The organism is Flavobacterium sp. HJSW_4, from assembly GCF_042436695.1.
GTDB lineage: Bacteria > Bacteroidota > Bacteroidia > Flavobacteriales > Flavobacteriaceae > Flavobacterium.
On sequence record NZ_JBHNPP010000016.1, the window covers coordinates 25,320 to 51,091 of the forward strand.

Consider the following 25,772-nt stretch of genomic DNA (forward strand, 5'->3'; position numbering starts at 1 on the left):
AAAAATGAAAGTTTAAGTTTTGAAATCCGTTTGGTTCGTAATTATCGGCTTTACAAACACTGCTGTAAGATAAAACATAAAAATCGGAAATATATTTCAGGATAAAAAGTAAAAACGACCATTTACAGTCTGAAAGCGACCGAATACGTGTTTTTTAGGGAAAATTATGTAAATTATGTTGCTGATATTTAAAAATGGAACATTTTAAGTGCCGTAGGTTTCAGCATCAATTTTATTTAAATCAGAAATCATGATTAGGTAATTTTCATGCTTTTTTACTTGATTCAGAAAATGAAGTGAAGCAAGTGTTTTTTCTTTTACATCTTCCATGATAAATCCGTTTACTTTTAAATTTGTAAAGCCAATTGATACAACTGCATTATGATCGTAAATAGTAAAATGTAAATTTTCAGAATCTTTTTTTTCGTCAAAATCATAGCTTTCGATTTTGATTTCGTTGATTAACCGGATGAGGTAAAAATTATTTGATTCATCATTTTGTAAAAATCTTTCCGCTTCGATCATAGCATCAAAACCTGCATCATTCCCAAAAGGTGAATAATAATCGCTTATACTGAAGTAAAAATCAGCTTTAAAGTTATCATTGAAAGTAGGATGTGTAGTTTCTTGATTTAGACCAATTTCTGAATCATAGTAATGTTGTCGAACGTATTTTGTTATGTTTTCCCATTGAGTCAAATCGGGCAAATTGCCTTCGTAATACTGTTTGAAAATGTTCAAACATTCCGTTTTTGTCACATTTTCAATACCGTATTGCGAAAAATCATTTTCATGTTCGAATCTTATTTCCAGCGTAAATTTATTTTTCCCAGAAAGCATTGCTTGTAAATAAATGGCATCATTTATCGCAGGATCATTGTTAAGAATAACAAAATCGCTTATGTTTTGACAGTTATTTATTTCCTTTTCAACAATGTCAAAAGTTTTAATTGCTTTTTCTTTTTCGTTTGCGCTAGTTATAATCGAAAATTTCATGATTTTATTTATTTAATGGAAATTATGTATTTAATTTTTTAAGTTTTTTTATGGAACTAAATTGCGAAAAAAACTGAAAAGATTGGCAATTGGAAAGTCTCGTTTTTTATTTAACAAACCATTAGTTTTAATCCATAAAAAGCAAAATAAAAAAAATACTATCTTTACCGATCAAACGTTTATGAACTTAAGCTGCATTTTGGCAGCACTACATATATAATTATGGCATGTACAAGTTGTTCAACCTCAGATGGTGGCGCACCAAAAGGTTGTAAAAATAATGGGACTTGCGGCACCGATAGCTGCAATAAATTGACGGTTTTTGACTGGCTTTCGAACATGAGCCCGTCTAATGGAGAGGCGATTTTTGACTGTGTTGAGGTACGTTTTAAGAACGGACGTAAGGAATTTTTTAGAAATTCAGAGAAATTAACTTTAAGTATTGGTGATATTGTAGCAACTGTTGCATCACCAGGACATGATATTGGAATTGTGACTCTTACAGGTGAATTGGTAAAGATTCAAATGAAGAAAAAAGGAGTGAATTACGAAAGTAATGAAGTTCCAAAAATTTACAGAAAAGCATCTCAAAAAGATATCGATATCTGGTCTGTGGCGCGTGATCGCGAAGAACCAATGAAGGTTCGTGCGCGTGAATTGGCGATTCAGCACAAATTAGAAATGAAAATTTCTGATATTGAATTCCAAGGTGACGGATCAAAAGCGACTTTTTACTACACAGCAAATGATCGTGTCGATTTTAGAATGCTGATTAAAGATTTTGCTAAAGAATTCAGCACAAGAGTCGAAATGAAACAAGTTGGTTTCCGTCAGGAAGCGGCTCGTTTAGGTGGAGTTGGTTCTTGCGGACGTGAACTTTGCTGCTCGACTTGGTTAACCGATTTTAGAAGTGTTAATACTTCAGCGGCTCGATATCAGCAATTATCATTGAATCCGCAGAAATTAGCGGGACAATGCGGAAAATTGAAATGCTGTCTGAACTATGAGTTAGACACTTACATGGATGCTTTGAAAGATTTTCCTGATTACGATACTAAACTAATCACCGAAAAAGGTGATGCTGTTTGTCAAAAACAAGATATTTTTAAAGGATTAATGTGGTTTGCTTACACCAACAACTTTGCAAATTGGCATGTTTTAAAAATTGATCAGGTTAAAGAAATCATTGCTGAAAATAAGCAGAAAAACAAAGTTTCTTCTTTGGAAGATTTTGCAGTTGAGGTAATTGCAGAACCAGAAAAAGATTTCAATAACGCAATGGGTCAGGAAAGTTTAACTCGTTTTGACCAGCCAAAAAGAAAGAAAAAACCAAATCGCAAGCGTAAAACTACAGAAGCTGCTGGTGTTGCAACTCCGGTAAAACCACAGCAGGAAAAAAATGTAAACAACGCTAAACCAGCAGGAAATAATAATCCGAACAATGGTGGTAATGCGAACAATGGCAATCCAAATAAGCCAAATAATCAAAACAATCCAAACAAGCAAAATCATAAGAAAAAGCATAATTCGAATAAAAACAATCCGAATAAGCAAAATTCTAATGAAAACAAACCTGCTGAACCTAGAAAACCAATAACGAATACTAAAAATGAGAATAAAAAATAGCGGAATTCTTCTTTTGGCAGCAATACTTCTTTTTTCTTGCGATAAAAAAAGAGTATTCGATAAGTATAAATCTGTTGGAAGTGCTTGGCACAAAGACAGTATTATAAGCTTTGATCTGCCAGTTTTAGATTCTACAAAAAAGTACAATCTCTTTGTAAACATACGAGACAACAACAATTATCCGTTTAATAATTTGTTTTTGATTGTGGCTATTGAAACGCCAAGCGGATTTACAAAAGTAGACACATTAGAATACCAAATGGCAGAGCCAGACGGCACATTGTTAGGAAATGGTTTTTCTGATATAAAAGAAAGTAAGCTTTATTACAAAGAAGATGTAAAGTTTACTGGGAAATACAAAATTCACATCAAACAAGCTGTTAGACAATCAGGTAAAATTCCAGGTGTTGAGGCTTTGCAAGGAATTACAGACGTTGGTTTTAGAATAGAACAAAAAGATTAGATAAATAGTTATGGCTGCTAAAAAAAACAATCAATCCAATACAACTAAGGATATTAATTACTACAAAAAGAAATTTTGGCGGGTATTTGCCTACTCTATGATAGGAGTTTTAGCTTTCTTTTTATTTGCTTCTTGGGGTCTTTTTGGGTCTATGCCTTCATTTGAAGATTTAGAAAATCCGGATTCAAACCTTGCTACAGAAATTATATCTTCTGATGGAGTTGTAATTGGTAAGTATTTCAAAACCAATAGATCTCAGCTTAAATATTCTGATTTGCCTAAAAATTTAGTAGAAGCGCTTGTTGCAACTGAAGATGCACGTTTTTACGAACACTCAGGGATTGATGGACGTGGAACTTTAAGAGCTGTTTTTAGTTTAGGTACAAATGGAGGAGCGAGTACTTTGACACAACAGCTTGCAAAACAGTTGTTTCACGGTGAGGGATCTAAGTTTTTGCCTTTTAGAATTGTACAAAAAATAAAAGAATGGATTATCGCCATTCGTCTAGAAAGACAATATACAAAGAATGAAATCTTGGCGATGTACTGCAACGTTTATGATTTCGGAAATTATTCTGTTGGAGTAAGTTCTGCAGCTCAGACTTATTTTTCTAAAGAACCAAAAGATTTGACAGTTGATGAATCGGCTATTTTGGTTGGAATGTTCAAAAACTCAGGATTATATAACCCAGTAAGAAATCCACAGGGAGTTAAAAACCGTCGTAATGTGGTTTTGTCGCAAATGGCAAAAGCAAAAATGATTTCTGAAGCTGAAAAAGAAAGACTTCAAGCTTTACCAATTACCTTGAAATTTAAATTGGAAAGCCACCGCGAAGGTATGGCAACTTATTTTAGAGAATATCTTCGTGATTACATGAAAAAATGGGCAGCTGAAAACAAAAAACCTGACGGATCTGATTATGATATTTACAAAGATGGTCTTAAGATCTATACTACGATAGATTCAAGAATGCAAACGTATGCTGAAGAAGCAGTTGCGGCGCACATGCAGAATCTTCAACAGCAGTTCTTTCTTGAACAAAAAAACAATAAAAATGCTCCTTTCGTAAATATTACGCAAGCTGAGACAGACAGAATCATGATGCAAGCGATGAAGAATTCTGTTCGTTGGGCTCAGATGAAAGATATGGATAAAAGCGAAGACGACATCATTGCTTCATTCAAAGTAAAAACAAAAATGCGTGTTTTTACATGGAAAGGAGAACGTGATACAACTATGACTCCGCTTGATTCTATTCGTTACTACAAACACTTTTTACAATCTGGTTTAATGTCAATGGAGCCTCAAACAGGAGCAATCAAAGCTTGGGTTGGGGGTATCAATTACAAATATTTCCAATACGATCACGTTGGACAGGGAGCAAGACAAGTTGGATCTACTTTCAAGCCATTCGTTTATGCGACAGCTATCGAACAATTGAATATGTCTCCTTGTGATTCTATTTTGGATGGGCCTTTCATGATTCATAAAGGTCGTCACCACGTAACAGAAGATTGGGAACCAAGAAACTCTGATTACAGATACCGAGGAATGGTTACTTTAAAACAAGCTCTTGCTGCCTCTATCAATACAGTTTCGGCTAAATTAATTGACAGAACAAGTCCTGAAGCAGTTGTAGAATTGACTAAAAAATTAGGAGTTAAAACAGAAATTCCGGTTCAGCCTTCAATTGCGTTAGGAGCGGTAGATATTACGGTTGAAGACATGGTTGCGGCATACAGTACATTTGCGAACCAAGGTGTTTATGTAAAACCACAGTTTTTAAGCAGAATTGAAAACAAAAGCGGCGAGGTAATTTACGAGCCAATTCCAGAATCTCATGACGTTTTAAATAAAGATATTGCTTTCGCAGTAATCAAATTGCTTCAAGGGGTAACAGAAAGTGGTTCTGGTGTGCGTTTACGTACGCAAGGCGGTGGAAGTGGAGACAATCGTTGGACAGGTTATCCATATATGTTTACAAATCCGATTGCTGGTAAAACAGGAACTACACAAAATCAATCTGATGGTTGGTTTATGGGAATGGTTCCGAACTTGGTAACTGGAGTTTGGGTTGGATGTGAAGACCGTTCAGCACGTTTCAAAAGTTTGACTTACGGACAAGGAGCAACTGCAGCTTTACCCGTTTGGGGTTATTACATGAAAAAATGCTATGCGGATAAAAACCTTCAGATTTCTAAAGGTGAATTTGAGCGTCCAGCAAATCTTTCAATAAAAGTAGATTGTTATGCGAGACCAGTTATAGTAAAAGACACTACGCAAACAGAACAAAATACAGATGAATTTGAATTGTAACAATGTTGCAATAAAATATATCTAATTATATATCAATCCCTTTACGGTTCTTTCAAAAGAATAGTAAAGGGATTTTTCTTTTGGTTTTATTTTTACGAAATCGTTATAATTCCATCTAAAAATCTTATTTTTATCAAAAATATTCAGCAATAAAGATAGTTTGTTATGATAACAAAAAAAGTAAATAGCGTTCAGGAAGCTATTGAAGGAATTAAAAGCAGTATGACAATCATGTTTGGTGGTTTCGGATTATGCGGTATTCCTGAAAATACAATTGCAGCCTTGGTAAATACATCAATTTCAGATTTAACTTGTATTTCTAACAATGCAGGTGTAGATGATTTTGGTTTGGGATTGTTGTTGCAGAAAAAGCAGATTAAGAAAATGATTTCTTCTTACGTGGGAGAAAATGCAGAATTCGAACGTCAGATGCTTTCTGGAGAATTAGAAGTTGAATTAACGCCTCAAGGAACTTTAGCAGAACGCTGCCGTGCGGCTCAAGCAGGAATTCCGGCTTTCTTTACTCCAGCAGGCTACGGAACTGAAGTTGCCGAAGGAAAAGAAGCACGCGAATTCAACGGTAAAATGCATATTATGGAAGAAGCTTTCAAAGCTGATTTCGCTATTGTAAAAGCTTGGAAAGGTGATGAAGCTGGAAATCTAATTTTTAAAGGAACAGCTAGAAACTTCAATGCTTGTATGGCAGGTGCTGGAAAAATCACAATTGCTGAAGTCGAAGAATTGGTTCCAGTTGGGACGTTAGATCCGAATCAGATTCATATTCCGGGAATTATGGTACAGCGTATCTTTCAAGGAGAAAAATTTGAAAAACGAATTGAACAGCGTACTGTAAGGAAACGTTTGTAATTAGAGAATTAGAAAATGAGGCAATTAGATAATTACTTGAGATTGCGAAAAGCATTATCTAATTGGCAAATTCACAAATTGACACATTAAAATATGACTAGATTTAGTATAGTTCTTTTTTCTTTTCTATCGTTTCAGGTTTTTTCTCAAGGAACAAATGAACTTCGAAATCAATTGCAGCAAATCATTTCTAGTAAAAGTGCTACTGTAGGTGTTTCTATGAAAGGCATTGAAAATAAGGATACTTTGAGTATTAATGGGAATTTAAAAATGCCAATGATGAGCGTGTTTAAATTTCATATTGCTTTGGCAGTTTTGCATAAGGTTGACGAAGGGAAACTTAATCTCACTCAGGAAATCTTTATAAAAAAGAAAGATTTAAAAGAAGATACTTGGAGTCCGATGAAAGAAGATTATCCACAGGGAAATATAAACTTGACTTTAGATAAGCTACTTCGTTACACGGTTTCGCATAGTGATAATAACGGTTGTGACATTTTGATCAATTTAGTCGGAGGTACAAAGTATATTCAGAAATTTATAAATGATCAGGGTATCAAGGACTTCGTTATTAAAATGAACGAAGATCAAATGAAAACTTGGAAAAACCTTTATATCAATACTACAACTCCGTTGGCAACAACTGAATTGCTAGAGAAGTTTTTCAAAGGAGAAGTTTTAAAAGAAGAAACAACAAAGTATTTGTATCAAATAATGGTTGAAACTTCAAGAGGTCTTACTTGGATGAAAGCTGGACTTCCTGAAAATACCGAATTAGCACACAGAACTGGAATCTCTGGAACTAATGATGCAAATTTAAGAGCAGCAATGAATGATATTGGAATTGTAAAGCTTCCAAACGGAAAACATTTTATTCTATCGGTTTATTTGAAAAACATTACAGAGAAAAGAGAAGATACAGAAAAGATAATTGCAGATATAACAAAAGCTGTCTGGAATTATTTTAATAATTGAGATAATTAGAAAATGTGGCAATTAGATAATTACTTAAGATTATGAAGCATTATCTAATTATCAAATTGACTAATTGACACATTAAAAAAGACACATTAAAACTATGGCACTTAGTAAAGAAGATATAGCAAAGCGAATTGCAAAAGAGGTAAAAGACCGTTATTTCGTGAATCTTGGAATCGGGATTCCGACTTTAGTTGCAAATTACGTTCGAGAAGATATAGCAGTTGAATTCCAAAGTGAAAATGGGGTTCTTGGAATGGGGCCTTTTCCTTTTGAAGGAGATGAAGATGCTGATATTATTAATGCAGGTAAGCAAACTATTACGACGCTTCCGGGAGCAAGTTTCTTTGATTCGGCTTTCAGTTTCGGAATGATTCGCAGCCAAAAAGTAGATTTAACTATTTTGGGAGCAATGGAAGTTTCTGAAAACGGAGATATCGCAAACTGGAAGATTCCGGGAAAAATGGTAAAAGGAATGGGAGGCGCAATGGATTTGGTGGCTTCCGCCGAAAATATCATCGTGGCAATGATGCACGTGAACAAAGCTGGAGAGTCAAAAATCTTAAAAAGATGCACTTTGCCATTAACTGGCGTTGGATGCGTTAAAAAGGTTGTAACGGAACTTGCAGTACTCGAAGTGACAGAAAAAGGTTTTAAGCTCTTAGAGCGAGCGCCAGGTATCTCAGTTGAGCATATCATCGCTTCAACAGAAGCCGATTTAATTATTGAAGGCGAAATTCCCGAAATGAATATCAGTTAAAAATTATTTTTTTTCGTAAAAACCGACAAAGGCCAGCTTTTAAAAGAGCTGGCTTTTTTTGTAGGAATTAATAAGAAGGTTTTTTGGTTTTAGTTTTAAAAGAAATTATAATATTTAAAGCTTGTTTTTAAATATAAGTGGTTATTAATCAATAAAATAATTGTTTTTTAGTGTATTTTATTACAAGATTGTTATAGTTTGTTAAATAAAAATGTAATTAATGTAAAAAATGTTGCATTTTATCGATTAAAGGCAATTTTAATCGACAATATAACAGAAATAAAATATTTTTACACAAAAATAAAGTATTTACCTACATTAAATATTTTATTTGTAATCCATTTAACCAAATTTAAATACCACATTATTATGAAAAGAAAATTACCTAAAATTATGGCGTCAGCTATTATTATTCTTACATTTTCATCGCCTGTATTCTCTCAAAATAAAGACAAGCGAGTAAGTCAGAAAAATTTATCAGAAAATGGACAGCCTAGTCTAATCACTTTTAGTGATAAATCTACCTACAAAGAAACAGATTTCAATACTGTTTTTAAAGAGCAACTCGGACTAAAAGATAATCAGTCTTTTTTGAAAGTTAAAACCGAATCAGACAGAGAGGGTTTTACTCATGAAAAGTTTCAGTTGTATGAACAAGGGATCAAAGTAGAATTTGCTAATTATTCATTACATTCTAAAGAAGGTAAATTAGTTTCTATGAATGGTGAGTTTTATGCATTTAACAATGTAAAAACTACTCCAAAATTATCAAGCCAGGATGCATTTGCTCGAGCGATTGCTTACACGGGAGCAAAAGAATACCTATGGGAAAAACCTGAAGACGCTGCTGCGATGGATTATGAAAAACCAAAAGGAGAATTGGTTTTATTGCCAGATATGGAAGAACAAGGCGAGGATAGAAAATCAGATAAAGTTCGATTGGCTTATAAGTTTGATATCTATGCTACAAATCCACTAAGCAGAGGTGATCTTTATATCGACGCTGAAACAGGAAAAGTCTTGTTTTACAATGCTACGATAAAACACCTTGGGGAATATAGTCACGGAGCGAAATTGGAATCTGCCAAAGTAAATCAAGAGAAAACATCTAATGCAAAAGCTGCAATTGTTTCAGCAAATGCAGCGACACGCTATAGCGGAACACAGACTATTCAGACTACTCTAAGCGGATCTTCTTATATTTTATCTGATGGAACTCGAGGAAATGGAATTCAAACCTATAATTCTGCTAGAACAGCAACGTACCCAACAACCAATTTTACAGATGCTGACAATAATTGGACAGCTGCTGAGTATAATAATACGAATAAAGATAATGGAGCATTAGATGCACATTGGGGTGCTGAAATGACATACGATTATTTCTCTACTGTTCATGGAAGAAACAGTTATGACAATGCCGGAGCAAAAATTAGAAGTTATGTTCATTACAATTTAGTGGCCGCTGGATATCCGAGTAATAATAATGCATTTTGGAACGGAAGTGTTATGACTTATGGTGACGGAACAGGAACGGGCGGATTTGATATCTTGACTTCAATGGACGTTGCTGGACATGAAATAGGACATGCGGTTTGTACTTATACAGCAAATCTTGCTTATCAAAAAGAATCGGGAGCAATGAATGAAGGTTTCTCGGATATTTGGGGAGCTTGTATTGAATATCGTGCTGCACCAACAAAATCAACATGGTTAGTGGGAGAAGATATAGAAAGAAGAACGGGACATCTTGCTTTGCGCTCTATGAGTAACCCAAAATCAGAAGGGCAGCCAGATACTTATGGAGGAACCAATTGGGTGAGCCAAAGTTGTACACCAACTAGCAGTAACGATTATTGTGGTGTTCATACCAATTCAGGAGTTCTGAATCATTGGTTTTATATTTTATCAGTTGGTAAATCAGGAACAAATGATATTGGAAGCACATACAACGTGACAGGTATAACTATTGATAAAGCAGCAAAAATTGCCTTTCGTTTAGAGAGTGTGTATTTAACCGCAAATTCTACTTATGCAAATGCAAGAACATCAGGAATACAATCTGCAGTAGATTTGTATGGTGCCGGTTCAGCTGAAGTTATAGCAACAACCAATGCATTTTATGCAGTAGGTATTGGTGCTGCTTATGTAGGATCTAATGATACTGTTGCACCTACAGCTCCAACAAGTCTTGCTGCTTCTGGTACTACAGGTACAACGACTAATTTATCTTGGACAGCATCAACAGATAATGTAGCTGTTACAGGTTATGATATTTTCGAGGGAGCAACATTAAAAGGTTCATCTCCAACAACAAGTTATACAGTAACTGGTTTAACAGCATTAACAGCTTATAGCTTTACTGTAAAAGCTAAAGATGCTGCAGGAAATGTTTCGGCAGCTAGTAATACAGTAAATGTTACAACTACCTCTGCTGCGGTAACATATTGTGCATCTCAGGGAAACAGTACCGCAGATGAAAAAATTGGTAAAGTTGTATTTGGAACAATCAATAATACCTCTACAGGAACAGCGGGTTATGAAAATTATACTTCAATTTCGACAAATGCAACAAGAGGAACTGCGTATACAATTACAATCACACCGAGCTGGACATCTTCAGTTTACAGCGAAGGATATGCTGTGTTTATAGATTATAATCAAGATGGTGATTTTGCAGATTCTGGCGAAACGGTTTGGACAAAAGCTACATCAACAGCAACTACAGCATCAGGCACTATTACAATTCCGGCAACGGCAGCTCTTGGAACAACAAGACTTAGAATTTCTATGAAATACAATGGAGTTCCAACATCTTGTGAAAGTTTCTCTTACGGACAAGTCGAAGATTATTCTATAAACATAACAGCTTCAGGAGCAGTTGTGAATGAAGAAATTGTTGCGGGATTGACAGAGACTATTGAACCTGAATTTGCACTATATCCAAATCCTGTTGTAAATGAGCTAAATGTTTCATTTTTAAACAATAAAGGATATACATTTAGAATTACAAATATTTTAGGTCAGCAAATTAGTAAAGGTGAACTTTCTGAAAGCCCAATAGATGTAAGTGCGTTAAGTACGGGGATTTATGTTATAGAATTAAACAACGGTGGAAAAAGAATCGTTAAGAAATTCGCTAAAAAATAAAAACAAAATTATTATAAAAAGTAAAAACCGCCCAATTAGGCGGTTTTTTTATTTTGAACTTAGAGGCTTAGAATCTCAGCATCTTAGTAACTAAATATTTATTACAAACTAAACGAAGCTCCTAAACTAAAAGTAGCTTGATTGTTTAAATGGTAAAACGGATCATTGTTTGTTCCGTATTTTGCAATAGGGAATCCGATTTCTGTGAAAACACCGAATCCGTCAGTAAAGAAATAACGACCACCAACGTGTCCTCCAAAATTATGTAAACCTAAGCTTAATCCAGGGTAAACGTCTAATTGCTCAACGCCAATTACGCTAGATAAGTTAGCATTGATTCTTGCTTTTGCATCAAAACGATCAGAGAAATCTGGTTCTGCATTGTTGTAAGCTGATGAACTTCCGTGGTAAAAACCATTGAAATTGTCAACTCCTAATAAATAATTTGCAACAAATCCAACAGAGAAATTTTCTCCTAAACCAAAATCGATAGAACCTTGAATTCCAGATCCACCATCTTGTAAATTAGCACCAACATTTACTCTTGTGTCACCTTTACCTGTAAAAGCGCTTTGTGCATTAATAAATCCGAATGATACTAAAAACAGGAGTGTAAAAACCTTTTTCATAAAAATTTAATATTAATTATTTGGGTAGCAAATGTAATTTTTAAAGAGATTAATTCCTACCTTTTTCGTTAAAATAGAGTTCATTTAGTGGTTCACTCTGCCAGTATTCCTTAGTGTCCACGTCCAAAATCGTAAGCGGACCTCTAAATGCCGCGCCCGTATCCACATTCCATACGCAAGCTCTATTTACAGGAACCGTTTCGCCGATTCGGGTAACTGGAGTATGGCCAATATAAACCTCTTTATAAACGGTAAATCTTTTAGGATAGTGTAAGTCGTCTTCTTTTAATTTTGGGTCTAATGAAAGAGCTGTTTCCCAAAGAGTTCTATCCCAATAAAATAGCTTCGAGAAATATTCCCATTTAACGCCATTTAAATTGGTAAAACCAGCGTGAACAAACAAACGATTTTGATCATCAAGATAAAAATCCTGAAGATTTTCCAGAAATTCGATATGAATTTTCTTTTTCTCTTCCGAAACTTTGGCGTAACCTTCAACGGTTGCTTTTCCTCCGTGTTTGTACCAAGTTTCTTCGTCTAAATCATCGTGTCTATTTTCCAGCCATTCTAAAGCTAGCTGGTCGTGATTTCCTCTTATGCAGATGCAGTTTTGTTTGCTTTTTAAATCAATCAAATAGTCGATTACTTCAACAGACTGACTCCAGCCGTCAACATAATCGCCCAAAAAAATTAGAGTATCTTCTGTGGTAACATTGGCTCTTTCCAGTACTTGTTCAAGTGCAAGTAATCCGCCATGAATATCACCTATAACAAATGTTCGCATTATTTAATTTTTCGAGTAGAAGAACAAAAATAGAAAGAATAATTGGTTTGAACTCATCGAATTCAGATTCTTTAAAAATTGATATGATTTATAACTATTTACAATACTTTTTTATTGTTTTTCCTCAGTAAATTTGCAAAATGTCTGAAACACCAACATATCGAAAAATTATTCATATTGATATGGATGCTTTTTACGCATCGGTAGAGCAGATGGACAATCCGGAATTAAGAGGGAAGCCAGTTGCGGTTGGAGGTTCTGAGAATCGAGGAGTAGTTTCGGCAGCAAGTTACGAAGCTAGAAAGTTTGGTGTTCGAAGTGCCATCAGCGGAGTTTTAGCCAAAAAATATTGTCCAGAGATTATCTTCGTAAGACCAAGATTTGATCGTTACAAAGAAATTTCATCCAAAATCCATAAAATCTTCCATGATTACACTGATTTAGTCGAGCCTCTTTCGCTTGACGAAGCTTATTTGGATGTTACCAAAAACAAAAAAGGAAATCCAAGTGCAAGTCTTTTGGCGCAGGAAATTAGGCAAAGAATTTTTGATGAAGTTGGATTGACCGCTTCTGCTGGAATTTCGATCAATAAGTTTGTGGCCAAAATTGCCAGCGATTATAACAAACCAAACGGACAAAAAACGGTAAATCCTGATGAAGTAGAAGCTTTTCTGGAAGATTTGCCCATTCGTAAGTTTTATGGAGTCGGAAAAGTCACGACAGAAAAAATGTATCAGCTCGGCATTTTTACAGGAACCGATTTGAAAAGCAAGTCTTTAGAATTCTTAGAAAAACACTTCGGGAAATCTGGAGTATTTTATTATCATGTTGTTCGAGGCATTCACAATAGCGAAGTCAAATCTTCACGAATCACCAAATCTGTGGCGGCAGAACATACTTTTGATGTCAATTTGTCTTCTGAGATTTTCATGATGCAGCAATTAGAGCGTATTGCAGCATCGTTAGAAAAACGTCTTCAAAGGCATAACCTTTCTGGAAAAACAATTACTCTCAAAATCAAATACAGCGATTTTTCGCAACAGACTAGAAGCAAGACTTTGCCTTATTTTATTTCTGATAAAAACTTGATTATGGAAAACATAGAGGAATTATTGTATCAGGAAAAAATGAAAGATTCGGTGCGCTTGCTTGGAATTTCGTTAAGTAATTTGAATAATGAGGTGAAAAAAGCGGTTGTGGTACAGCTAAAATTTACGTTTTAATAACAATTTTGAAAAGTTCAAAATAAGGCTTTCACTATGAATAACAGGATTTTTCTGCTATCTTTGGGTAAAAAGATTTTATCTCTCTTCTGAATTGGTTTGTATGAAAAATAGAAATTCCGATGATCCGTTGCAGCGACATTCAGTTCCAATTCTTTCTTGGGATTTTCACTACGAATATCTGAACGAGCTAAAAGCATTGAGTACTGATTTAAAAAGGGTAAGTGAAATCTCAAATGAATTTACTTGGGACGAAAAAAAGCTTAATATTCAGGAAAGAATCAAAAATGAAGTGGTCTTGATAACCGATTTAGATTTGAAAATAGTTTTCGCGTCAAGCGGAATAAAAAAAATGACAGGCTACAAAGAGGAAGAAGTTTTAGGAAAAACACCTAAAATGTTTCAAGGGCCTGCAACTTCACAAAAAGATTTAAAAGAAATTAGAGAAGCGGTAAAAAAGCAGATTCCATTTGCCAAAACTCTCGAAAATTATAGAAAAAACGGCCAAACCTATAAATGCAAAATAGAAGCAACGCCGGTTTATAATCTAAAAGGCGAAATATCTCATTTCATAGCCTTCGAAAAACAAGACATAAGCGCTTAGTTTTTTTGCCGCAAAGGCACTAAGGCGCTAAGATGTTTTTTAAAGAAGATAAAAAATAAGCCATCCGTTGAGGATGGCTTATTTTTTTTATAAATACTTTGTGTCTTAGTGCCTTCGTGGCAAAAAAACATTATAAATCAGCAAAGAAATCATTTCCTTTATCATCAGTAATAATAAAAGCAGGGAAATCTTTAACCGTGATTTTACGAACAGCTTCCATTCCTAATTCTTCAAAATCAACTACTTCAACTTTTAGAATGTTGTCTTGAGCTAGAATTGCAGCAGGGCCTCCGATAGAACCCAAGTAGAATCCACCGTATTTGTTGCAGGCATCTGTAACTTGTTTTGTACGATTTCCTTTTGCTAGCATCACCATACTTCCGCCATTTTTCTGGAATTCATCTACATAAACGTCCATACGTCCAGCAGTTGTTGGTCCGAAACTTCCTGAAGCCATTCCGTCTGGAGTTTTTGCAGGACCAGCGTAGTAAACGGGGTGATTTTTGAAATACTCTGGCATTGGTTTTCCAGCGTCTAACAATTCTTTGATTTTTGCGTGAGCAATATCTCGGGCAACAATTACAGTTCCGTTTAATTTCAAACGCGTTTTAACTGGATATTGAGATAATTTTGCCAAAATATCTCCCATTGGTTGATCTAAATCAATTTCTACAGGAGCTTCTAAATGCGGAGCTGTCTCTGGTAAAAATTGTTTTGGATTTACTTCTAATTGCTCAACGAAGATTCCGTCTTTAGTGATTTTTCCTTTGATGTTTCTATCCGCAGAACAAGAAACTCCTAATCCAACCGGACAAGAAGCTGCGTGACGAGGCAAACGGATTACACGAACGTCGTGTGTGAAATATTTTCCTCCAAACTGCGCTCCAATTGCACTTTCCTGGCAGATTTTCTGAACTCTTTCTTCCCATTCTAAATCACGGAAAGCTTGACCCGCCATGTTTCCTGAAGTTGGAAGATGATCATAATACCCAGCAGATGCTTTTTTAACAGCACTTAAGTTGGCTTCCGCCGAAGTTCCTCCAATTACCAAAGCTAAGTGGTATGGAGGACAAGCAGAAGTTCCTAAATCTTTGATTTTTGTGCGAATGAATTCATCCATAGATTTTTCATTCAATAAAGATTTTGTCTGTTGATATAAGTATGTTTTGTTTGCAGATCCTCCGCCTTTTGCCATAAACAAAAAGTCGTAAGAAGTTCCTTTTTTAGCATAAATATCAATTTGCGCCGGAAGATTTGATCCTGAATTTTTCTCTTCAAACATCGAAATCGGAACAATCTGTGAATAACGTAAGTTTCTTTTTTGATACGTATTGAAAATACCTCGGCTTAACCATTCTGCATCATCAACGCCTGTAAAAATGCTTTCGCCTTTTTTAGCCATTACAATCGCAGTTCCAGTATCTTGGCAGCTTGGCAATTGTCCTTCAGCAGCTACAGAAGCATTTTGAAGTAAATTGTAAGCCACGAAACGATCGTTGTCAGTTGCTTCTGGATCGTCTAGAATTTTTCTTAGTTTTTGTAAATGCGTTGTTCTTAGCATAAACGAAACATCTGTCAAAGCTTCTTCAGCCAATAATTCTAAACCTTTTGGGTCAACCGTTAAAACTTCACGTTCTCCAAATTGTTCCACTTTTACAAAATCAGAAGTGATTTTGCGGTACTGCGTATCATCCTTTAAGATCGGATAAGGATCTTGGTATATAAAATCAATCATTGTTTTGTTTTTTTACAAATTTAGAAATTATTTACCTAAGAAAGAATTTGAATTAGGACTCTTCTGCAGATGTTTTTCTATTCTGAAGTGTTAAATTGATCAAATGTCATTTTCTTCTCAAAGTATGGTTTGTCTTTGGCAGAAAGCAACATCTTTTTCCATTTGCTGTCTTTTAATTCGAAAGATATTGAGTCTGAATGCTTAAGGATTCCCATGTCCATGTTTTCGTCTTCGTCTGCAGGTATAAACGCAACAGTTTTGCAATAAAAGGATTTTGGGTCAGAATTGTTAGAAGGGTTTGCTATTTCAACCCAGCTTCCCCAGCCACTGTCGGACATTGAGCTCCATTGGTGTACCAATTGTAATCCGTTATTTTTTAAATAATAAAGATAGTTGTCATGCGAATAACCACATGCTGGAAATCCAACGGTGATTTGTATGAATGGAGAATTTTTAGAAGTTTCAGATGTTAAACCATAAGAAGCCGTCCACTCAGAACCTTTCTCAAAACCTTTTATAGCAACTTTAGAAGATGCCGTTTTGGTTTTATTCTGATAAAAGTCTAATCGGTATTTTACTGTAACAATACTGTCTTTGTCTGCTTGCTGATCTACCAAATGTGCCAGGATAAAATCTGTAGAAGATTCTGTTCCGTCTGTGTAAATGGCAACGGTATCGGTTTTAATGATCTTATCATCAGCAGAAACTTCTAGTGTTTCTTGCGGTTCAATGATTTCTGCTATTGTTGGCGGTGCAGCATCTGTAGGTTTTGTTCTTTGGCATCCGATAAAAATAAGTAGGGAGAAAAAAAGAGTGCGGATTTTCATCTTTGGGGGATATTTAATTAATTTATAGAGAAACCTCTAAAGTATAAAATTATGAGAATTTTTTGAAGAAAAAAGAAAAAGAAGCACATGAAAATTAGGTTTAATTCCTTTCATGGCTTCTTTTAAAACTTTAATTAATTGGTCTTTATTCTTTGTAATAAAGATATTTAGAATGAATTTTTAATGCAGAAATATTGGTCTATATTTTTTTAAAAAAACCAAGTAGCAACAAAAATAGCTGTAATCACACAGATCAAATCTACTAAAAGCATTGTGCCCAAAGCGTAACGTGTATTTTTGATATTTACAGATCCAAAGTAAACTGCGATTACGTAGAACGTGCTCTCAGCACTACATTGGAAAATACTGCTCAATCTTGCAGTTAGAGAATCAGCTCCAAAAGTATTCATCGAATCGATTAGGAAACCTCTTGAACCTGCAGAACTAAATGGACGTAACATTGCAACAGGAAGTGCATTGGTAATTTCTTTGCTTACGCCTAAATTCGAAAAGATAAATCCGATTGCGTCACTTATAATTTCGAATAAACCACTATTTCTGAATAACGAAATCGCAACTAACATTCCTAAAACGTATGGAAAAATTGTAACTCCAGTTTTAACTCCGTTATTGGCACCAACAACAAAAGTATCGAAAACAGTAGTTTCTGCTTCTTTGAATTTCTTTTCATGTCGGAATGAGAAAATCAAAGTAAACGCAATAATCGCAATTAAGATTAATCCAGAAAGGTTAGAAGTAAAATAGTTTTTTCCGATTAAGTCCAAATGATTCACATACATCAGCAAACTTACAATTGCAGCAATCAAAACCATTAAACCAATAAGAAGCGAAGCACTTTTGAAATTGATTTTTTGCTTGATTCCAACAATCAAGAAAGCCGCAATGGTTCCGATAAACGAAGTTATGATGCAAGGCAGCATGACATCAGCAGGATTACTTGCGTTTGCCGCAGCGCGATAACCGATAATCGAAGTTGCGATCAAAGTCAAACCAGATGCATGAAGACACATAAACATAATTTGCGCATCGCTCGCCTTGTCTTTTTCGGGGTTTATTTCCTGTAAACTCTCCATGGCTTTCAATCCAAAAGGTGTTGCAGCCGAATCTAATCCCAAGAAATTGGCAGCAAAATTCAATGTCATGTAAGATATCGAAGGGTGGTTTTGCGGAATACTTGGAAACACTTTCACGAAAACCGGACTTAAAGCTTTTGCTAATTTCCCAGAAGCTCCAGAAACAATTAAAAGTTCCATTAAACCACAGAAAAAAGCTAAATAAGCGATAAGAGGCAGAATTAAATCAACCAAAGTGCTTTTACAAGTTGGCAATAATCCGTCTGATTTTTGAAGTCCGCTGTAAATTTTTACGGTTTTGTTTTTGTAAACGTAAGTCGTGTCTGCATTTAGCGTATCACGATTGATAATCATGGTCTGATCTGGCGCTTTTTTAATGCTGTCTTTTAAGAAAGCAGGAAGTTCTTCAACGTATTTTTCAGAAACCAAAACAGGATCGTCTTTCTTTCCATTCAAAATAGAATCAATGGTATACGTGTTGGCAGTGAACAAACTGACTACAATAAAAACAATCGAAGAAATAAAAATCGCTAACCAAAATCTGCTTAATACCATAATTGTAATTTTTTGTAAATGTAATTATTTAGCAATAATAAGCATAAAGATTTTAGCAGTGAAACCAGAAGTAAAGGTTACGAGCAACAATTTTTTTATTAAAATTCAGGTTATTCAATAACAATTTTGGTTTCGAGATAAGTTTCAAAAGATTTAATTCCTTCAAAAAGGGTTTGCTTTTTACTCACTTCAGTTTCTTTAAAAAACTCCGTTTCGATTTTAGCATGATCTTTTTTGAAAGTTCTTTTCCAGATCCCGATTACTTTTCCGTTTTCTAAAATTATGGGTTTGAAAATGCCATTATTGGTAAAAACTTTCGATTGATGTTCGGTATTGAAAGAAGCTTCACGCGTTTTATACGAAATTAGAATCTCATCAAAAGCGGGAAGGAAATGTACGCTTTCGCGAAAGTTATCCTCGTGTTTAAGCTCTTTTTTAAACCAATATTGCTGATTATCAATAGTTATTTGGTTTAATTGCAACTCTATTGCGTTAATTGTTTTTTGGCAAATTGTAGGTGGAAAACCTGACCACCACGAAAAATCAAGTACTGTTGCTGGGCCATGACTTTCAAAATAACGTTGCGCCAATTTTGCTAATGCTTCTTCTTTGGTTAATTTGGAATTTGGTTTAGAAACCCTTTCTTCGAGTAAAGCATACGTAATTTGTTTGCCTTTCATTTTTCCATTACAAACCAAACCATCCAATTCTGCATTCATCATAATGGCTGCACTCAAAAAATCTTCTTTTGAAGTTTTCTTGATGCCGAGTTCCTGCATGATTTCATCTCGAGTCAAATGATTATTTCCTGCCAATAGTTTTTCGATAGAAGTATTGACTTGATTTAGTTTTTTCTCATTATAACCGAATTTTTTAGCCGCAGAAGCCGTAAAGCGTTTCACTTGTGGAGCCGAAAGTTCCAACATCCAATAAATATCATCAGGAGAAACAAAATGCCAGGTCGGACGCAGAATATGAGTTCGGATAATTTTGCCCGAATTTATAGCTTCTTCAATCTCTTTTTCGCCAGAATCACAACGAGAACCAATTGCCCATTTTGCCATTGCATAATCTTGAGCCTGCATAGCACCAAAATGCTTCACAATTTCTTGAGGCGAACAAGAGGGTGTCTTATAAAGCTTTTGCGAAACCAAACGGTAATGTGAAATTTCCTCGTGTGTCATTTTTTAACCATATAAGTGATATAAGTTCATTTAAAAAACTTTGTCCCTTTGTTTCTCTGTTCCTTTGTCCCTTTAATTAGACATGAATAATTTCTTGCTCAATCAATAAATCTTCTCTTCTTAAACGAAGAAATACCTGCGCAACAGCAATTGTATCTTTTTCACAATAGGTAATAATTCGGTCAATGTCTTTTTCGACATAATAGACATGAGCAACTTGACTTCCATCAATATCGCCTTTTGGAGAAGGAATACCAAGAATCTTGGTTAGCAATTTTAGCGAAGTAAAATGCTTATAATCGCCAAACTTCCATAATTCTAAAGTGTCTAAATGCGGAATTTCCCAAGGTTTTTTTCCGAATAAATTCAGTTTGTCTGGAATTGGCATTTGATTGATGATCATTCTTCGGGCAATAAACGGAATATCAAATTCTTTGGAATTATGTCCGCACATCAAATGCTGTGGTTGTTTGAAATGATTGTTGATCAGATTCGAAAAGTCTTTTAAGATTTTCTTTTCTTCACCAAAAAAAGAAGTCACTCTAAAATTTCGAACATCGCCTTTGATCGTAAAAAAGCCAACAGAAATACAGATTATCTTTCCGAATTCAGCCCAAATTCCTGCACGTTCATAAAATTCTTCTGGAGAAAACTCGTCTTTTCGCTGATATTGCGTCTTCAAATCCCAAAGGGATTGCATTTCCGCGTCAAGCGAATTGAAATTCTCTTCTTCAGGAACGGTTTCTATATCAAGAAATAAAATGTTATTGAGGTTTATTTTTTCAATCATATTTTTTTGTCACGAATTTCACTAATTAACACAAATTCTTTTTAAGGATAAATATATAACTTTTTTAATAAGGAGAATTTTATTACTTTTTTATAGGCAAAGATTTAAATGTCTTAATGTTTTTAATTGGTGGGAATTCGTGAAATTCGTGGCAAAAACTAAAACAGACTTTGTTGCGCAGAAGGACTTTCATGTTCTAAAAGCCATTTTTTGCGAGATAATCCGCCAGCATATCCGGTTAAAGATCCGTTTGTACCAATAACGCGGTGACAAGGAACCACAATCCAAAGTGGATTTTTACCATTTGCCGAAGCCACAGCACGAATTGCTTTTACATCACCCAGTTTTTTGGTCTGATCCATATAGCTTACCGTTTTTCCGTATGGAATTTCCAATAAAGCTTTCCAAACTTTTTGCTGAAATTCAGTTCCTTGCGGATTCAGTTTAAGATCAAAATCGGTTCTTTTGCCTTCGAAATATTCATTTAATTGCGAAACAGCGTCTTGTAAAACTTCAGGAATGGTTTCTGAAACTTCATTTGTACCAACATCAGAAACGGAAATTACCGAAATACCGTTTTCATCTCCAATAATTTTGGTGATTCCGAGAGGCGAATTGATGTAAACTGTTTCCATAATTTTTAACCGCAAAGGCGCAAAAGATTTACGCAAAGTTCGCAAAATATTTTAAACCATATAAGTTATATAAGTTCATTTAAACTTTGAATGTCGATTTTACCAGCCGCCGCCTCCGCCACCGCCTCCACCGCCTCCAGAGCTTCCTCCACCCGAACTTCCGCTGCTTGAACTGCTTGAATAGGAATTGTAGGTAGAACTAAAATGTGTCATCATTTTTACTGAAAATCCCGAAGAACCATCAGTGGTTTTTATCCAATTGTTGGTGTAGTTCAGTCTTTTTAAAATATCACTAAATTTTTTATTCCATTTTTCTTCAATGCCTAATGCAAAGGCGTAAGGCAGATTTTCTTCATAAACACGTATGGCAGTTTCATTTTCTTCGGGTTTGTAATCTAATAAAAACTGTTTCAGTTTTTTAGTTTCAGATTTTGTCTCAACGCCGAGTTGCGTATAAGCGTTTATCAAACCTAAATAGAGACTAAATCCGGAAATTATTAAAAAGAGAACTAGCAAATTTAGGCCAGAATAGCTTTTGTCGACATTGATCGCAACAAATGATCCGTAGCAAAAAATGCTTGTAAAGACTAATAAAAACAGACAAATTAAAATTGCTCCAAATTCAACTTTAATAATTACTTTTAAAAGTGCTTTTAGTAGAAGGAATGTGAATATGAAAAACATAATGCCGAAAATGGCTGCCCAGTAAATAGTTCCTTTTGCTAAGTAACAATATCCCAACAAAGACGGAATTGTTAGGGCAAAGCCAATTAAAATTTGTTTCCAGTTGCTCGAAAAATAGTCTTTTATCTTGTATTGACTTTGGAGCGATTTTTCAAGCGCTTTGTCTGCTTTATCAAAGATTAGATAGGTATCTTTATCAATTGCAAACGAATCATTTTCTTCGAACAAAGCCTCTAAAACAGCATTTTCTTCTTTGGATAAATTGGCTGGAGTGTTTCCTTTTTTAAGTGAATATTGAAATTGATCTGCCCAACTTTTTTTTCCGTTATCAGAAATTTCGATCGCGCCTTTCATCGAAAGATTAATTATCGCGACCAAAAGTGTTTGCGAAGTAGCATATCGTTCTTTTATGTAATGCAAAGACGTTGCAGAGTAAAGGGCTTTCAGGTCGATTTTCCGAACTTCGTTTTTCAGTAACGGATCTTCACCATATTTTTTCCAGGAGAAATAGTAAAATGAAAAACAAATCGAAACAAATGCGATTGCTAAAAGTATTTTTTCCAGATCTAAAAATTCCTCCATTTTAAAATGCGGAGAGAAAAACGGCTGGTGTACAATTCCTTTAGGAAAACCTGCTGCAATGGTAAAACCTTCTTCTTTTTTTAGATTTTTAGAAGTAAAATAAACACAATTGTCAATTATTTTGGCATTGCAATCATGCTCTGTCGATCCTAAAATTCCAGTATAACAAGACGTTTGAAAGGCTTTGGCGGATTTTGGTAAAATTATTTTTGCGGTAACATTGTCAATTTCAAATTGCCAGTAGTTTCCGTTAACATTCCAGTAAATTTCATCAAAATCATCGTAAGAGTGTGTTTGCGCTTCGACTTCATACGTCACTTTGTAGGTGTAAGTTCCTTCCGGAAGTATATAATCTTTGTCGCCAATATAGATTTTAAAGGTTTCAGAATCTCCATCGATATGATAAGGTTCTTTGTAACCGTCTCGCATTACATTTAAAACGGTGTAAAACGTATTTTTAGAAACTTTTGACGAATTACTAATCAGCGGAAGTTCTCGAAATATACCGTGATCTATTTGCTCGCCTTTAGCATAAACTTTAATGGTTTCGGTAACGATGATATTTCCATTTTCTTTTAAGAGAATATCAGCGTGAAATTGTTTTATTTTTTCTGGATTTTCATCAGAAGAATAAGATTCGTCCTGCGCAAAACTTTGAAAAACGGAAAGGAATAAAATGCTGATTGAAAATAGAAACCTCAGTTTTTTCATCTGTAAAAACAATTATTTTTTATGAAGGAAAAATAGTGTTTTTATTTTAAAATCTAAGGTTTATGATTTTTAATAATCATCCAAATCAAATTTATAATTTAAAACGCTTTCAATTTTTTCACTTGAAATCACTTTTTTAATATTCGATTTTTCAGAGCTGAATTTCGGTTCTGATAAATTCATTTCAATCGCCTTTTGGGAATAAAACGCCTCTCTTGTTGGATGAAAAGGTGCAACCGCATTAAATACCTCATTCCATTTGGACTGATTTATGATTTCTTCGATAACGCCAATACAATCATTTTGATGAATTAAATTGATTGGAGCATCTGGATTTTCTAGGTTTTCTTTTCCAGCCAAAAACTTTATAGGATGACGATCTTCGCCAATCAATCCGCCGAAACGGAGAATGGTGGTTTCAAAGTTTTGATTTTCTTGAAGAAGCTTTTCAGCTAAAACCAATTGTTTCCCGCTTTCAGTGTCTGGATTGGGTTTAGTTTCTTCGGTTACAAAATCATTATTGTCACCATAAACAGATGTTGAACTTACAAAAAGCACTTTCTTAACCGTCGATTTTTCTATAAAAGGAATCAGATTCTTGATTTTTTCTACAAAAGCTTTTTTCTCAGAATTAGGATCAACGGCTCTTAATTTTGGTGGAATATCAATAATTAGAATTTCGCTTTCCACTAAAAAATCAGAGATGTTTTCAGAAATACTTTCGCTTTCAAGCGTCACTAAAAACGGATTTATTCCAGCATCTTTTAAAATAGGAAGTTTATTTTCTGACGTTGTTGATCCGTTTATTGAATTACCTTTTGCGATTAATGTTTTTGCTAAAGGAAGACCTAACCAGCCACAGCCTAAAATGCTTATTTGTTTCATTTTTTTTTATTTGAGGGTCAAAGGAACAAAGGTTTTGTTTCATGCAGATTTGACAGATTTTTACAGATCTTATTTGAAATAATTATCTGTGTATATCAGCTTAAATCTTTTTAAAATCTGCGTGAAATAAAAAAACTTTGCGTCTTAGCGACTTTGCGAGATTAAATTTTTTACAAAGCTAAAGTAAATCGGACTTTGTCTTTTCCTTTTGCGCCCATTCTATTGTAAAATTTAATCGTTTCTTATTGAATATTCCATTGTAAGTTGATTTCAGATTGCAGAAAGTTGATGAAATGATGAAAATAATCAGGATAACTTTCATTTGCTCGAGTGGCGATGAAATGTTTTCTCTTCAAGCCATTTTTTCCAACTTTAACAGCTCGCAATGAAGTGGTTTTTAAATAAGGAGTAAATGCCCATTTTGCCATCGACATCACGCCCATATCGGCTTTTACCATTTCGAGAGAAGCTTCGGTTAATGGCATTGGAGTTATTTTTTTCGGACTTACTTTGGCTGGGGCCAAAAGAAATTGATGAATAGTAACCGTTTCCAAAGGAAGCGAATGGATAATCAAATGTTCGTTAATGAAATCTTCTGCAATAACATATTTTTTATCTGCCCAAGCATGATTTTCGGAAACTATCATCATCATTTCATCCTGAAAAAGTTCTTGATATTTGATGTTGCTGTCTTTTATTTGATCGCTTACAATGGCAATGTCAATTGTATTGTCTAGCAATTTTTGCAATGGAATATGAGTGGCCTCTGCTACAATCTTCAATTCAACATTCGGATATAAAAGATGAAATTGTTTTAAAACCGAAGGAAGCCAATGGTAACTCGAGAAACATTCGGTACTGATTCTGATTTCGCCATGCTCACCAAAAACCATTTGTTTGATCTGAGTTTCGGTTTCGGCTAGTTTGTTCAGGATTTCATTGGCAAGTTCGTAGATTTTTTCGCCCGCTTTTGTGAGTACCAGTTTTTTATTTGTTCTTAAAAATATGGCCGTTCCCAATTGATATTCGGCTTCTTTGAGCTGATGACTCAAAGCCGATTGTGTCAAATGAAGTTTGTCGATCGCTTTTGTGATGCTTCCTTCTTCGACGATTGCTTTGATCAATTTTAGATGACGAATTTCCATTTTTTGAAGAATTAATACGCAAAGTAACAAAATTTTAGGCTGGCTTTTGTATGAAAAAAAGTAATGCTCTTGATGAATTCTTTTCGTTTTTCTGGTGTTTGATGTTCGGCTACTTTTGGAAAAGTAAAACATTAAAAAACCAGACAACATGGAAGCACAAATTAAACATTATGAAAACAAATTAGCTTTTGAAATGGATCCGTCAGATTTATTTGAAGCTTTAAATAATGGAGAAAAAATAATCGTAATCGATGCCAGAAGAGCTTTTGGTTATGACGAAGAACACATTCCGAATGCGATTAATATTCCACATCGCGAAATGAACTTAGAAACTACACAACATTTAGATAAAGATGTTTTGTATGTGACCTATTGCACCGGAATTGGCTGTAATGCCTCTACAAAAGGAGCTTTGAATATGACCAAATTAGGTTTCAAAGTAAAAGAACTAATTGGCGGTTTGGAATGGTGGAAAATCGATGGCTATGCAACCGAAGGCACAAAAGGCGAAAAGCAAGGCTTGAAAATTGAATGCGCTTGTTAAAGAA

22 protein-coding genes are annotated in these 25,772 nt (G+C 34.7%); 10 read left to right on the plus strand and 12 right to left on the minus strand.

Annotation, left to right across the window (positions count from 1 at the left end; all coding sequences use genetic code 11):
• Positions 1–204: 204 nt before the first annotated feature.
• Positions 205–996 carry a hypothetical protein gene (locus tag ACE01P_RS15460; protein ID WP_379699467.1) on the minus strand — a complete coding sequence of 264 codons (792 nt, stop codon included), beginning with the start codon at positions 994–996 and terminating at the stop codon, positions 205–207.
• A gap of 222 nt (positions 997–1,218) precedes the next feature.
• Here ACE01P_RS15460 and ACE01P_RS15465 point away from each other — a divergent pair, with 222 nt between their 5' ends.
• The 7 genes from ACE01P_RS15465 to ACE01P_RS15495 all read left to right on the plus strand — a co-directional run bounded on the left by ACE01P_RS15465 (position 1,219) and on the right by ACE01P_RS15495 (position 11,157).
• A complete protein-coding gene (locus tag ACE01P_RS15465; RefSeq protein ID WP_379699470.1) occupies positions 1,219–2,622 on the plus strand; it encodes a stage 0 sporulation family protein in 1,404 nt (467 codons plus the stop codon).
• Positions 2,606–3,085 carry a gliding motility lipoprotein GldH gene (locus ACE01P_RS15470; RefSeq protein ID WP_379699472.1) on the plus strand — a complete coding sequence of 160 codons (480 nt, stop codon included), beginning with the start codon at positions 2,606–2,608 and terminating at the stop codon, positions 3,083–3,085. The genes ACE01P_RS15465 and ACE01P_RS15470 overlap by 17 nt, the downstream gene beginning before the upstream one ends.
• Positions 3,086–3,095: 10 nt before the next feature.
• Positions 3,096–5,402, plus strand: coding sequence for a penicillin-binding protein 1A (locus ACE01P_RS15475; protein WP_379699475.1), 2,307 nt, complete (start codon positions 3,096–3,098; stop codon positions 5,400–5,402).
• A 165-nt stretch (positions 5,403–5,567) separates the two neighbouring features.
• Positions 5,568–6,269 carry a CoA transferase subunit A gene (locus ACE01P_RS15480; RefSeq protein ID WP_379699479.1) on the plus strand — a complete coding sequence of 234 codons (702 nt, stop codon included), beginning with the start codon at positions 5,568–5,570 and terminating at the stop codon, positions 6,267–6,269.
• Positions 6,270–6,362: 93 nt separating this feature from the next.
• Positions 6,363–7,244, plus strand: coding sequence for a class A beta-lactamase, subclass A2 (gene bla, locus ACE01P_RS15485; protein WP_379699482.1), 882 nt, complete (start codon positions 6,363–6,365; stop codon positions 7,242–7,244).
• A 103-nt stretch (positions 7,245–7,347) separates the two neighbouring features.
• On the plus strand, positions 7,348–8,007 hold the full coding sequence (locus tag ACE01P_RS15490) for a 3-oxoacid CoA-transferase subunit B (protein ID WP_379699484.1): 660 nt from the start codon (positions 7,348–7,350) through the stop codon (positions 8,005–8,007).
• A gap of 369 nt (positions 8,008–8,376) precedes the next feature.
• Positions 8,377–11,157, plus strand: a complete 2,781-nt coding sequence (locus ACE01P_RS15495; protein ID WP_379699487.1) for a M4 family metallopeptidase — start codon at positions 8,377–8,379, stop codon at positions 11,155–11,157.
• Between the two features lie 101 nt (positions 11,158–11,258).
• Here the strand turns inward: ACE01P_RS15495 and ACE01P_RS15500 are convergent, their stop codons facing one another.
• The gene (locus tag ACE01P_RS15500; protein WP_379699489.1) at positions 11,259–11,786 is read right to left on the minus strand and encodes a DUF6646 family protein; all 528 of its coding nucleotides are present in this window, start codon (positions 11,784–11,786) and stop codon (positions 11,259–11,261) included.
• Positions 11,787–11,835: 49 nt separating this feature from the next.
• Positions 11,836–12,570, minus strand: a complete 735-nt coding sequence (locus tag ACE01P_RS15505; RefSeq protein ID WP_379699492.1) for a metallophosphoesterase family protein — start codon at positions 12,568–12,570, stop codon at positions 11,836–11,838.
• Between the two features lie 140 nt (positions 12,571–12,710).
• Between ACE01P_RS15505 and dinB the strand changes: the two genes are divergently transcribed.
• The gene (dinB, locus tag ACE01P_RS15510) at positions 12,711–13,793 is read left to right on the plus strand and encodes a DNA polymerase IV (protein ID WP_379699495.1); all 1,083 of its coding nucleotides are present in this window, start codon (positions 12,711–12,713) and stop codon (positions 13,791–13,793) included.
• 103 nt (positions 13,794–13,896) lie between these two features.
• Positions 13,897–14,397 carry a PAS domain-containing protein gene (locus ACE01P_RS15515; RefSeq protein ID WP_379699499.1) on the plus strand — a complete coding sequence of 167 codons (501 nt, stop codon included), beginning with the start codon at positions 13,897–13,899 and terminating at the stop codon, positions 14,395–14,397.
• Positions 14,398–14,527: 130 nt separating this feature from the next.
• Here ACE01P_RS15515 and ACE01P_RS15520 read toward each other — a convergent pair whose 3' ends face one another.
• The 9 genes from ACE01P_RS15520 to ACE01P_RS15560 form a co-directional block, all read right to left on the minus strand.
• The gene (locus ACE01P_RS15520) at positions 14,528–16,132 is read right to left on the minus strand and encodes a fumarate hydratase (protein ID WP_379699501.1); all 1,605 of its coding nucleotides are present in this window, start codon (positions 16,130–16,132) and stop codon (positions 14,528–14,530) included.
• 77 nt (positions 16,133–16,209) lie between these two features.
• Positions 16,210–16,959, minus strand: coding sequence for a hypothetical protein (locus ACE01P_RS15525; protein WP_379699504.1), 750 nt, complete (start codon positions 16,957–16,959; stop codon positions 16,210–16,212).
• A gap of 209 nt (positions 16,960–17,168) precedes the next feature.
• Positions 17,169–18,608 (minus strand): nucleoside recognition domain-containing protein, encoded by a 1,440-nt coding sequence (locus ACE01P_RS15530; protein ID WP_379699506.1) that lies wholly within the window; start codon positions 18,606–18,608, stop codon positions 17,169–17,171.
• Positions 18,609–18,718: 110 nt separating this feature from the next.
• Positions 18,719–19,792 (minus strand): winged helix DNA-binding domain-containing protein, encoded by a 1,074-nt coding sequence (locus ACE01P_RS15535; RefSeq protein ID WP_379699508.1) that lies wholly within the window; start codon positions 19,790–19,792, stop codon positions 18,719–18,721.
• Between the two features lie 76 nt (positions 19,793–19,868).
• Entirely contained in the window at positions 19,869–20,582 is a 714-nt protein-coding gene (locus ACE01P_RS15540; protein WP_379699510.1) for a 3'-5' exonuclease, read from the minus strand.
• A gap of 158 nt (positions 20,583–20,740) precedes the next feature.
• On the minus strand, positions 20,741–21,217 hold the full coding sequence (locus ACE01P_RS15545; RefSeq protein ID WP_379699512.1) for a methylated-DNA--[protein]-cysteine S-methyltransferase: 477 nt from the start codon (positions 21,215–21,217) through the stop codon (positions 20,741–20,743).
• A gap of 99 nt (positions 21,218–21,316) precedes the next feature.
• Complete coding sequence (locus ACE01P_RS15550) at positions 21,317–23,194, minus strand: DUF2207 domain-containing protein (protein WP_379699515.1); 1,878 nt, start codon at positions 23,192–23,194, stop codon at positions 21,317–21,319.
• A 69-nt stretch (positions 23,195–23,263) separates the two neighbouring features.
• Positions 23,264–24,079, minus strand: coding sequence for an NAD-dependent epimerase/dehydratase family protein (locus tag ACE01P_RS15555; protein WP_379699518.1), 816 nt, complete (start codon positions 24,077–24,079; stop codon positions 23,264–23,266).
• A 242-nt stretch (positions 24,080–24,321) separates the two neighbouring features.
• On the minus strand, positions 24,322–25,224 hold the full coding sequence (locus tag ACE01P_RS15560; protein WP_379699520.1) for a LysR family transcriptional regulator: 903 nt from the start codon (positions 25,222–25,224) through the stop codon (positions 24,322–24,324).
• Positions 25,225–25,372: 148 nt separating this feature from the next.
• Between ACE01P_RS15560 and ACE01P_RS15565 the strand changes: the two genes are divergently transcribed.
• On the plus strand, positions 25,373–25,768 hold the full coding sequence (locus ACE01P_RS15565; RefSeq protein WP_026727436.1) for a rhodanese-like domain-containing protein: 396 nt from the start codon (positions 25,373–25,375) through the stop codon (positions 25,766–25,768).
• The last annotated feature ends 4 nt before the right edge of the window (positions 25,769–25,772 follow it).